The sequence below is a fragment of the Vibrio sp. MM46 genome (assembly GCF_027587135.1).
GTDB lineage: Bacteria > Pseudomonadota > Gammaproteobacteria > Enterobacterales > Vibrionaceae > Vibrio > Vibrio harveyi.
In genome coordinates this window covers 143,456-155,150 of sequence record NZ_JAPPTO010000009.1, presented here as the reverse complement: position 1 = coordinate 155,150, position 11,695 = coordinate 143,456, and the positions used below count along the sequence as shown (strand labels likewise).

At 44.3% G+C, this 11,695-nt stretch carries 12 protein-coding genes; 7 read left to right on the top strand and 5 right to left on the bottom strand.

What is annotated here, in order from left to right:
• Window positions 1-74: 74 nt before the first annotated feature.
• The gene (locus OH459_RS12325; protein WP_005451756.1) at window positions 75-860 is read right to left on the bottom strand and encodes a M48 family metallopeptidase; all 786 of its coding nucleotides are present in this window, start codon (window positions 858-860) and stop codon (window positions 75-77) included.
• 227 nt (window positions 861-1,087) lie between these two features.
• Between OH459_RS12325 and OH459_RS12320 the strand changes: the two genes are divergently transcribed.
• From OH459_RS12320 to cutA, 5 genes are all read left to right on the top strand, one after another.
• Complete coding sequence (locus OH459_RS12320; RefSeq protein ID WP_009701824.1) at window positions 1,088-1,522, top strand: hotdog fold thioesterase; 435 nt, start codon at window positions 1,088-1,090, stop codon at window positions 1,520-1,522.
• A 16-nt stretch (window positions 1,523-1,538) separates the two neighbouring features.
• Window positions 1,539-1,772: a DUF3389 domain-containing protein gene (locus OH459_RS12315; RefSeq protein WP_009701825.1), complete on the top strand. Its 234-nt coding sequence runs from the start codon at window positions 1,539-1,541 to the stop codon at window positions 1,770-1,772.
• A 79-nt stretch (window positions 1,773-1,851) separates the two neighbouring features.
• Entirely contained in the window at window positions 1,852-3,558 is a 1,707-nt protein-coding gene (locus tag OH459_RS12310; RefSeq protein ID WP_269986971.1) for an SgrR family transcriptional regulator, read from the top strand.
• Window positions 3,542-3,793, top strand: coding sequence for a hypothetical protein (locus OH459_RS12305; RefSeq protein ID WP_017189038.1), 252 nt, complete (start codon window positions 3,542-3,544; stop codon window positions 3,791-3,793). Before OH459_RS12310 ends, OH459_RS12305 begins: the two co-directional genes overlap by 17 nt.
• A 9-nt stretch (window positions 3,794-3,802) precedes the next feature.
• Entirely contained in the window at window positions 3,803-4,135 is a 333-nt protein-coding gene (gene cutA, locus OH459_RS12300; RefSeq protein WP_017189039.1) for a divalent-cation tolerance protein CutA, read from the top strand.
• Here cutA and OH459_RS12295 read toward each other — a convergent pair.
• The gene (locus OH459_RS12295; RefSeq protein WP_005451764.1) at window positions 4,097-4,693 is read right to left on the bottom strand and encodes a DUF2238 domain-containing protein; all 597 of its coding nucleotides are present in this window, start codon (window positions 4,691-4,693) and stop codon (window positions 4,097-4,099) included. The two genes, cutA and OH459_RS12295, sit on opposite strands and share 39 nt — an antisense overlap.
• 222 nt (window positions 4,694-4,915) lie before the next feature.
• Between OH459_RS12295 and OH459_RS12290 the strand changes: the two genes are divergently transcribed.
• On the top strand, window positions 4,916-5,755 hold the full coding sequence (locus OH459_RS12290; RefSeq protein WP_005451765.1) for an isopenicillin N synthase family dioxygenase: 840 nt from the start codon (window positions 4,916-4,918) through the stop codon (window positions 5,753-5,755).
• Window positions 5,756-5,868: 113 nt separating this feature from the next.
• A complete protein-coding gene (locus tag OH459_RS12285; RefSeq protein ID WP_017819603.1) occupies window positions 5,869-6,489 on the top strand; it encodes a DNA-J related domain-containing protein in 621 nt (206 codons plus the stop codon).
• A 103-nt stretch (window positions 6,490-6,592) separates the two neighbouring features.
• Here the strand turns inward: OH459_RS12285 and OH459_RS12280 are convergent, their stop codons facing one another.
• The 3 genes from OH459_RS12280 to fabV form a co-directional block, all read right to left on the bottom strand.
• Window positions 6,593-8,248, bottom strand: coding sequence for an ABC-ATPase domain-containing protein (locus OH459_RS12280; protein WP_269986970.1), 1,656 nt, complete (start codon window positions 8,246-8,248; stop codon window positions 6,593-6,595).
• 72 nt (window positions 8,249-8,320) lie between these two features.
• Complete coding sequence (locus OH459_RS12275) at window positions 8,321-10,231, bottom strand: bifunctional diguanylate cyclase/phosphodiesterase (RefSeq protein WP_009696688.1); 1,911 nt, start codon at window positions 10,229-10,231, stop codon at window positions 8,321-8,323.
• Window positions 10,232-10,449: 218 nt separating this feature from the next.
• Entirely contained in the window at window positions 10,450-11,649 is a 1,200-nt protein-coding gene (gene fabV / locus OH459_RS12270) for an enoyl-ACP reductase FabV (RefSeq protein ID WP_269986969.1), read from the bottom strand.
• Window positions 11,650-11,695: the final 46 nt, after the last annotated feature.

Here is an 11,695-nt window from a genome sequence, read left to right as displayed (position 1 = left end):
ATTTGCTCGTTTAACTCGTTTGAGAAAGCGAGCTAGAGAGTAGTAGGTTGCTTACACTAGATTGGCTAAGCAATTTAACCACATTTCGGTGCTTTTACGTTTGAAGCAGGCAGCGTTTTAATCGTCGCCTGCAAATCACGAATACGTGTGCTGTGTGATGGGTGAGTAGAGAAAAATTCTGGCGGTTGGGCGCCACCAGCCGCGCTCATATTTTTCCAAAGATCGACGCTTTGATTTGGATCGAAACCTGCTTTCGCCATGTACCCTAAACCCACGATATCTGCTTCGGACTCTTGCGTACGACCGTAAGGTAAAATTACCCCATATTGCACGCCAACACCAAGCGCTGCCATTGTCATTTGTTGGTATTGTTTATATTCAGATGCACCAATTGCGACATTGGCTAGAGACAATCCAGCATTTGCTAATTGGCTTTGAGACAGACGCTCATTACTGTGGTCAGCAAGTACGTGTGCAACCTCGTGACCAATTACGGTCGCTAGCTGATCTTGGTTCTTCGCCACTTTCAATAAGCCCGTGTATACACCAATCTTCCCTCCAGGAAGGGCGAAGGCGTTGACTTGGTCACTATCAAAAACCACCACTTCCCAATCTTTAAAGCCCGGCTGAGGAGGGATAGTGTCTGTGATTTGCTTCGCCACGCATTGAACATAAGCGTTGGTCTTTTTGTCTTTGCTAATCGGTATTTCTTTCTTCATTTGCTCGAAAGATTTGGCACCGAGAGAAGACATCTCTTGGTCGGAAAACATCAAGATTTGGTTTCGACCTGTCGGTGAAGCGCTACATGCTGTTAAGCCAGCAACGGTCATAAGAATTGAGGCTTTAATCCATGTTCTCATAATGGGGTCCATAAGTATTTTTTCTGTTTTGTACCAATAGTATAACGCTTAGTAAAGAAACTTTAAGCCATTCTCGCTTAACGACGTATCTCTAGGTTATTTGGGAATACATAAATCACATTATGTGATGCGTTGCGCCTTGAAGTAACGATGCATTCAGGTCTATGCTAGACGCACTTTTAAAGACTGAACACCAGTGCAATACTGGATGAGATAAGAGCGAACAAATGAGTATCTGGAAAAAGCCAATCGACTTGGACATTCTTAACGCCACATCAAAAAATACCATGATGGAACACCTGCAAATCGTTTACACCGATTTTACTGATGATTCGTTATCAGCAACCATGCCTGTTTGCAGTTTTACACATCAGCCACTGGGTATGCTTCATGGTGGTGCGTCTGTCGTCTTGGCAGAGACTTTAGGCTCGCTCGCTGCAAACTTTTGTGTTGGAGAAGGCAGTTATTGCGTTGGATTAGATATTAATGCTAACCACGTCCGTGCAATGCGCAGCGGCTATGTCATTGGCACTGCAAAGCCCGTTCATCTCGGCGTCTCAACTCAGGTGTGGCAAATCGACATCGCTGATGAACGAGGTCGATTAGTTTGCACCAGTCGACTGACGATCGCCGTGAAACACCAAAAAGAAAAGTCACATTAACGAGTAGAAGACGAACATGGTTATTGAATTTTCTCTTGGTAAAATCATCGCAACGCAGCGAGAAGTCGTTATTAAACTCAATGGTAACGGCATGGTTACAATGCAAGCACAAGTTGATGCGATTCAGTTACTTGGTCGTGGTGCAAACGTTGTTTTGGCACATGGTGCAGAAACAAAATGGTCGATCAAACTCGATGATGAAGATCAATTACGCCAACTAGCGCAAGAAATTGGTATCGACATTCAATAATTTGCATGTCTAGGTTTGCACTTTTTGCAAAAAATGAGGAAACTTAGTTTATCGTTATGAAAACTAAAATTTCCTCTTTATGAGTAGCCCTCGTTTACGTGTTCAATTCGAAACACTGTTTGAAAAATTCTCTGGTAATAACACGGAAGTTCAACTCGAAGATATTACCGAAGCACTTTTCTGTACTCGCCGAAACGCTCGAATCGTCCTCAATAAATTAGAGGAAGAAGGGTGGATTGAATGGCATCCTGCCGCTGGTCGAGGAAAGCTTTCTACACTCATTTTTAAACGTAATCGCAGTGATGTTAGCGAGAACCTCGCACGCCGTTATCTAGATGAAGGTAAAATTGGTCAAGCGTTGGAGGCGCTAGATAATGACGCCGCCAAGCTTACCCAAGTTATTCAAGGTTATCTTGGTCTCCAACATCGTCAAGGTGAGCAAGTTGTGCGTTTGCCGTACTACCGACCACTTGCGATGTTGAACCCTCAAAAGCCGATGCGCCGTTCTGAGCAGCATATCGCACGTCAGGTATTCAGTGGATTAACTAGACTGGATGATAATGAACACCTCCAACCGGATTTGGCGCATTATTGGGAAGCGCTTTCAGACACTCATTGGCGTTTCTATTTACGTCGAGGTGTTCGTTTTCATAACGGTGAACTACTGACCACCGACTGTGTCATTGAGAGTATTAGTGCGTTAAGCGAGTTGAATCTTTTCTCTCATATCGAAAATGTAATGTCGCCAGAGCCTTGGACGGTGGATATTCATCTTGTTCGTCCAGATAAATACTTACCACTTGCTCTGAGTGAATCCCAAGCAAAAGTACTCTTACCGAGCACGCTGCGTTCGGAAGAATTCGATAGAAAGCCAGTAGGGACTGGACCATTCCAAGTTAAAGTAAATGACGACAAGCGCTTAATTTTGACTGCGTTTGATGGCTACTTTGGGTTACGTCCTCTGTTAGACCAAGTAGAGGTGTGGGTGATCGATGAAGCCTATTCGTCAATGGTTTACCCAAGTTTGACCAAACCCCAAATGGATAAACAAGCCTCTACTGACGAGGTTGAGCTGGATCCCGGTTGCACCTTCTTACTACTGAATAAAAATACAGGTGTTGCAAAAAACCCACGTTGGGCTGAGTTTCTTAGTCAAACATTAAACAGTTACCAGGTGTATGCTCATGTACCTCAAGACAAAATCATAGAGCTGGGTGTGTTACAAGCCTTTGGTTTGAAGCCGGGCTGGATCGATCTGAGACCAAGTGCTGCGGGGGGAGTACCTCAGAAAGATAAAGTCATTTGCGTCGCTTACCAAAAGAAGCACCCAATGTTTCCTGTTATTGCTAAAGCGATCAAAACCTTGCTAAAGCCACATGGTGTTGAGGTTGAGTTCATCCGTTATGACACGCAACCACCGTCACCAGAAGAAGTGGATATTTGGATCAAAGCAATGGGGATCGCCACCAACCGTAACGATGCGCTCGCAGGATGGTTGTTAGATTACAGTGACATTGACAAATTCAGTGCTGGATATGATTTCTCTGGTTGGGCAGGGCTGGTGGATCAATGGCGTGCTGGTCAACACAGCGATTTCCCGGCTCGTGAGTTAGGTAGGCAACTTGTGAAGAGCTGCCAAGTGATCCCTATGTTCCATTGTTGGCTAGGCGTAAACAAAGACCATAGTGGTGCGCTACAAAACGCCAAATGCAACGCGCTAGGGTGGTTCGATTTCAGCAACGTATGGGTAAAACCAAAAATAAAGAAAGATGGCGAAACCGAATAAGAAGCAACCGACTAAAACCGTCGAGATATATTGCGCCAAATGTAAAGCGCAGCTGTTCAAGTACCGCAAGGGCGGCAAAGGTGCCCTCGTTAAATGTTTTAAGGAACGTATTGTCGAAGACTTTACCAGCACGCCTTGCATTTGCCCTGGTTGTGAACAAGAGTTTGCAAGAGACACCTTAGTAAGAGGAACGCCTGCCTACAAGATGATTGGTGGTAAGGTTACGATGAAGTAAGAGTAAGTTATGAGCGAACAACACGAATACTGTATGGTCTTGAGTACTTCTGGTACAGAGAAGAACCGGGACGAAATCATCAAAGGGCTACTGGAAGGGCAGTTAGCCGCTTGCATTCAGACGATGGCAATAGAGAGTCATTATGTGTGGAAAGGTGAAGTCTGCAGCGACAATGAATGGTTGTTGATCATCAAGACACGCAAAGATCTCTATGCATTAGTAGAAGATAAAATAAAAGACCTGCACGAGTATGAGGTCGCTCAAATCGTACAGGTCCCAATTGTCGAAGGTTTTAACCCGTATTTAGAATGGCTTCGCCAGTCGACGCTGAGTTGTCAGTAAAAGTAACGACACAATTGCTCCCATGGTGTCGCACAACATGTCTTTCTGGGCATCCCATATATCACCCTGTGAACCCAGAAAGGCAATACCCTCATCACCACCAGCTATTGCCGCATACCACCATTCAATGATTTCGTAACCAGCTGCGAGTGACATAATCGCAAACAACGCAAACCAAGATGCAAATCCGGAACTGATCCTTTTCTTGTTAATTAGATATTCAGCAATAGGATAGGCATACAAGCCGATAGAAAAGTGAGCGACGCGGTCAAAGTTATTACGCTCAGAGCCAATTAAGTTATTAAACCAATCAAATGGGACTTCTGCGAAGGTATATTTTGCGCCGATCGTATGAAGGCATAACCAAATAAACATCAGTACATAGGCTGTGTTACTAAACTGATAGCGAATAGACAGTGCCCAAATGGCAATAAGAATACCTATAGCTGGTACGATTTCCGCGAACCAAACTGCGCGTGAACTTGGCTCGAGAGCAGAATATAGAAAAACGATGGCGTAGAAAATGGTCAAACCCAACAGGGTAGAAGTGCTTTTCATACAGAAATTGATCCTTCAATTAAATACTGGCTCTATGATTACACTTAATTGAACGGTGTGCAATTAATAAATTTAACAAGGAGATGATTACTTTTTATGTTGATATATTGCCAAACTGCTCAACAATAAAACGTTTGCGCGTAAACATTTCATTAAAGTTTGATTTACAACATACCCATCCATAGAATTCACCGTTCAGTCTAATAAAAAAGAAGTAAAGTCATGAAACTGGAAACTGTCGATTATCTTGCTGACGATGCTGCTCAACAGTTCGTCACCTCACTGCGCGAAACGGGTTTTGGTGTTCTTAAGAACCATCCAATTCCTCAAGAGCTGGTCGAATCTATTTACAAAAACTGGTACGAGTTTTTCTGCTCAGAGCAAAAGAACGATTTCCACTTCAATGTTGAAACACAAGACGGATATTTTCCACCATCAGTTTCTGAAGTTGCGAAAGGTCATTCAGTCAAAGACATCAAAGAGTACTTTCACGTGTACCCTTGGGGTCAGATGCCAGAACAGCTAAGAGAAGAGATTCTAGAGTACTACGAGCGCGCTAATGCATTCGCTCAAGAACTGCTTGGTTGGGTAGAAGAATACGCACCAAAAGACGTTCAAGAGAAATTCTCAATTGCGCTGTCAGAGATGATTAACAACAGCGATAAAACGCTACTTCGTGTTCTTCACTATCCACCAATGACGGGTGAAGAAGAGCCTGGCGCAATTCGTGCTGCCGCGCACGAAGACATTAACTTACTAACGGTTCTGCCAGCAGCAAACGAACCTGGTCTGCAAGTAATGAGCAAAGAAGGTGACTGGTTAGATGTGCCATGTGACTTCGGTAACTTGATCATTAACATCGGTGATATGCTGCAAGAGGCGTCTGGTGGCTACTTCCCGTCAACAACGCACCGCGTGATTAACCCAACCGGCGGTCGCCAAGAAAAGTCACGTATTTCGCTTCCGCTTTTCTTGCACCCGAAACCAGATACGGTACTTTCAGAGCGTTACACTGCGCACAGCTACCTGATGGAACGTTTAAGAGAATTAGGCGTTATTTAAGTTAACGAGATCTTGCTTCAAAAGGCTGATGGTTTATGACTGTCAGCCTTTTTGTGTTTATGGTACAAATTGACTAGCTTTATATAACAGGTACTTAAACGGTTAGGGGATACATGGACGAACAACTCAATGTTTGCCAAAACAGTCAGCAATACATGGAAAACCCATTATTGTGGCCCATTTTAGACATCCTCAGAAAGCAGCCTTCAAATTGGAAGGTGCATACTTTAGCTCATGAGCTCAGCCAAAAGGGCTACATACAACAGTTAGATGAATCTCCGGATAAAGATCTTTTCAAGCGAAATTTCTTATTAATGAACGCGCTCTATCAATTGCAAGAAACGCTTTATCCCGATGGTTGGTTGCAAGTCGAAGCAATGAATATTGTGCTTATGTCCTCCATAGAAGCCTCTCGCCACAGCGTTGATACCAATGATCCTCTAAGAGAGTATTACCTTGATTGGAAGAACTACGAAGCGGACGAAGGCGAGGTGCGCCGACTACTTAATGATTTCTGGAGTCGATATCAACGTTACATCGGGGGAAATGTCTCTGATGACCTAGACCGAAGTAAAGCACTACATTTATTTGAGCTAGATGCAGACGCAACCCGAACTGAGATTCGCCGACAATGGCGTAAGCTGGCATTACGTTGGCACCCAGACCGAGAGAACGGTAATGCAGATAGGTTTAGAGTGCTATGCAATGCTTGGAACGTACTTCGAAACGGATAATGAATTCATTTTAAGTTACATTGTCACGTGATGAACGTCATGATTCGTACAAGATTAAAAAGGCAGTGTTTATCGCTGCCTTTTGTTAGCTGCTCGTTGGGTATTAACGAGAAGGTTTGAACTGAGACTTACGCATACGGTTCAGCGCTGCCATTACGTCCAATGTACGAGGTTTCGCTAAGTCGCCTTGTTTAGGCAAGGTCGCGTACCATTCACCAGTAAGCATGTCTTCGATTTCTTTTGCAGGGTGGTTACACCAACCCGGAAGTTGAGCAATTTGGAACCACAACCAACCAATCGTGTTTACTTCATCCGCTGACTCAAGTTGCTCAAGCGCACTTAGATCTGCGAATTCTTTACCGAAGCGAAGAGAATCTTTGCCTTTTGCATTCACACGGAACTTGCCGTCTGTCAGGATGTTCATTAGCGCTACACGGTTTAACGCACGAGGGCGGAATGTTTGCAAGCTTTCTTCTGACTCGTTGTGGCGCTGAGTCGGATGCTGTGCAATAACTTGCTTCGCTTTTTCTGTTACATCAACTGCTTGGTAATCGTGCATTTGGATAACGGTATCTGCAACGTCTAGGTAGTCACCTGAGCCACCCATAACGATGATGGTCGAGATTTCAAGCTCATCACGCAATTGTCCGATGCGATCTACCAAAGGTGTGATAGGCTCGTCGCCTTTGGCAACCAATGCCTGCATACGTTCATCACGAATCATAAAGTTAGTTGCTGACGTATCTTCATCAATAAGCAGTGAACTAGCGCCGGCCTCGATAGATTCTTGCAACCAAGCGGCTTGAGAGGTTGAACCAGAAGTGTCTTGCGTAGAGAAATCTGCCGTATCTTTACCCATTGGTAAATGGTTGATGTAGTTAGATAAATTCAAGTGATGAACACAGCGACCATCTTCTGCACGAATCTTCATCGCGTTCGCATCAGTGACGATGTATTCGCGACCATCACCAGGAATGTGATCGTAAATAGAGCGTTCAATCGCATTTAGCAACGTTGATTTACCATGGAAGCCACCACCAACAATCAATGTGATGCCTTTTGGAATACCCAAACCTGTTACGTAACCTTTGTTTGGCGCATGCAAAGTTACTTGAAGTGACTCTGGCGCTTTAAATTCAACCGCGTCTTTCATCGGCAAGTCACAGTTACCTGCAATACGCGGAAGGATGCTGCCATTCGCCACAAAAGCGACTAGGTTGTTTGCTTCAAGTTGCTCGCGCAGAGATGCTTGGTCCTCAACCACTTTACAGTGCTCAATCAATGCGTCTTTGTTCAGCTCGCGCTCTAATGTTGCGCGACGAATAAACTTCGGCAAGTAGAAAGTCAGAATGTTATTCGCTTTTTTGCCAAGAACAGAGCGACCTTCGGCAGGCAGGTTAACACGGAAGCGAAGCTCAATACCTTCTTCAGTGAAAAGTACTGCCGTATTGTCCAAAACGGTTTGACCGCTAAGTGAGATAGCTACGGTATTCTCTTGCTTTGCAAACTCATCAAAGCTACGCGCAATGAAGTCACGAGCTGCACGCTGGAATGCTGGAGATTCATCTTTTAGCCATTCGAGACCGGTCAAAGACCACGCGCGAGTTGCACGTAGGCGAGAAGCAGATGCGTACGGGTCACCTTGTACGTAGTCGATGTACAAGTCGAAATCACCGAAGTCGTATTGACCTTTGATTTGTTGGTATGCGCGGTAGTTCTGCTTTTCGATTTTCTTAAGCGTGGCAGTCAACTGATCCATGAAGATAATGGCCTTTTTATTGGAAGCGGGCGGCGATTATAGAAACCACCGCCAACAGAGTAAAGGAAATGCTTAGGAAGAATAGGTGTATTGGCCACCTAATAGGTTTTGATTAAACAAACTTTGTTCGAATTCATTACAAGGCATTGGCTTACCATACAAAAAACCTTGTCCGATATCGCAGCCTTCACCAATTAGAAACTGCTCTTGTTGGCTGGATTCAATACCTTCAATGACAACTTGGAGATCAAGCTTTTTAGCAATATGGATAATGGAACAAATGATGGCTCTGTCATCGTCAGATTTTTCCATCTGCTGAACAAAGCTTTTATCAATTTTAATCGCGTCAAAAGGGTATTTCTTCAAGTAACTGAAAGAGGCATAGCCTGTCCCAAAGTCATCTAGTGACAGTGTAACGCCAAGCTTGTGTAGTTTATTCAATGTGTTACGTGCAACGACTTCATCTGCGATTAAAGCGCTCTCAGTCACTTCTAGCTCAAGGAAGTGTGCTGGTAGATGGAAGGTTTCAAGTAGATGTTCTATCTGTTCGGCAAAGTTAACGTTTTGCAATTGTATAGGTGAAACATTAACGGCAATTTTGAAGTTATCTACTAACTCAGACCATTGTTTGGCTTTGTCTATGGCTGTGCGTAAAACGAATGAACCCACCTCAAAGATCAAGCCATTTTGCTCTGCCATATGAATTAGCGCTTCATTTGAGACATCACCCAAGACAGGATGACGCCAACGTAACAGCGCTTCTGCACCTATCCATTTGTGCGTGTGGGGAAGCACCTTAGGTTGGAAGTACAACATCAGGTCATCATTACGAACTGCCTGTAGAAGATAGCTTTCTAATTGATTGTGGTTGTTGAGATCTTGCGTATGACTTTCGCAGAAATAATTGTATGACTCGCCAGACTCTTTGCACAACAACATTGCATAGCAAGCATTTTGCAGCAGTTGCTTGGCATGGCTGTTTCGATGAGCTTGGACGACACCAATGTAAGAATGAAGATGCACTTCATTGTCATCGATATAAAAATTGCCAACGCTCACATGAGTAATTTCGTCGAGTAAATGTTGGACTTTCGGCTCGATATCTTCGCCTGAAACAATGAGCACAAGATCGTTGGAGCTTGGTCGCCCTGTGACAAAATAACTGGATTCACTGTGACCAAGACGAAAGCGAAACTCCTTCAACACTTCGTCGAAAGCTTCGAATCCGTATTTGGTTTGGATGCTACGGGCGTTACTGAATCCAATGTTAATCACGACCAAAGATTGCTCGTCATGGTTGATGGACTCAATGACTTCGTCTAGTTGTTCTTCTAAAGCAGCGCGGTTAAGAAAGCCAGTGCCTTGGTCATGAGTTTGTTGATAGTTGACTTGTTTCTCGGCAGCTTTGCGTCTGTCGATCTCTTTCGTCAATGAATAACTGAGTTGCGCAAGGTCGGTAGTGCGCGTTTCGACTCTGTTTTTTAGTTCGCTATTTAGCCTTACTAATTTGTGTTGCTGGAATACAACCGCAAGTTGTGCCTCGATAGATTCTTTGAAAGAACTTAATAACTCACGGTAGGTATCGCTGTATTGGTTCTCTTTAGTATCTAGCATACAGATGGTACCGAAGGTTTCACCGTTCGGCCAGTACAAAGGCAGCCCACAATAGGAGATCATACCAAGTTTGATATCCGGGTTGTCTTTCCATTCCTGGTCTTTGAGTGCATTCGAGACCAGGAGTTCGCGCTTGTGTTGAATGACATGTTCACAATACAGACCATGTCCAAGGGCTTCTTTGTCACCCACTTTATAGGGGTTATTTTCCGTTTCGCTAGAGGTATTGACTTCGATATGCTCTGGATGCACACGCATGATAAGCGTAGTGGGAACATCCGCAATGCGGGCTAACAAGTTGACGATGTTTTGCCAACTTCTCCGCATTGAATCGGGGATCTCATAATCCAAGGTTTGCAATGTGCCCATAAAGGTAATCCTTTCCCGTAAGTTCACGTCCTGTGAATGAAAGTCGTTGTAATTTTTATGTGAGCTTATTCTTGTTGTTGAGTAGTTATTTAACCATTCGTTTAGTTTAAGTATAGGGGCGGCAGAACCCGAAACAAAAAAAAGTCCTGAAAACCTTTCAGGACTTTGAAATACTTGGCACTATCTCAGTAGTGAGACGCTAGAATCCAAGTGCAAGCCTATGGCTTGAGCGCCTTGAGTGCTTTCATCGATATATCTTGAGAGTAATCGACACCTTCAAAGTTGAAGCCATTTAGCTTCATAAATTCGTCTTTGAATCCAGCATAGTCACCCACTTGTTTGAAGTTATCTGCGTTCATTTGTAAAAGAAGTTCACTGACTTCTTTCTGAACTTGGGGATCTAACTCCAGATCATCGATTCGAATCAAACGTTCACCATCGACAGGTACTTTTTCTTGGTCGTACAACTTCGTCGTGAACAGACGTTGCATTTGCTCGATACAACGTTCGTGGGTGCCTTTTTCCTTCATCACACGATACAGAGCGAGTAGGTAAGGACTGAGAGCAGGAATAAACACACTCGCTTTTGTGACAAGCGCTTTACACACGGTCGCGTAAGCGCCACCACCAAAGTTTGCCATCTTTATGTTCAATGCATGACTGGTTTGGTGTAAATCTACTTTTGCACGACCTAGCGTGCCATCAAGATAAATTGGGTGTGTGACTTCGGGTCCCATGTAAGAGAAGGCGATCGTTTTGCAGCCTTTTGCCACCGATTCAGAGTTGATCAGCGTATCGATCCAGCTTTCCCAATCTTCTCCGCCCATCACCTTAATTGTTGCTTCAGCTTCTTCCTCTGATGCTGGAGCAAGAGTGGAGTCTATCCACTGATCGTTTTCCAGCATAATCGATGCACCAGTGACAGATTCACCAATAGGTTTGATGACACTGCGCCAAAACTCGTCAGATTCTGCCTTCGGACGAACACCAGTCGCCAAGCTGTAAATGACTAAATCTACTTCACCTTCAAAGTGAGTTTCGATAGCTTCGATTACTTGGTTGCGCACAGAATCAGAAAAAGCATCGCCCACGATGTTTACTGCTGTTCGACCGTGATGAGTCGCTTCTTCTTTAAAGTAAATGTTGTTGTACCAACCAGCACTACCAACGCCCTTATCAGATGGTCCACGCTCGAATGAAACGCCGATCGTGTCGGCCTCAGCGCCGCCAAAGGTGAGGGCGATGCGAGCAGCCAATCCGAAGCCGGAAGACGCACCGATGATCAAAACCCGTTTGGGACCATTTTGGATCTGCGGAGCTTGTTTTACGTAATTAATTTGCTCTTTGATGGAAGTGCGGCACCCATACGGATGTGCCGATCGAGCTACAACACCTTGAATTAACGGTTCTATTTGCATTGTTATTATCTAACCTTGGTGAATAAGATGCCGAGTAGAGTAACGT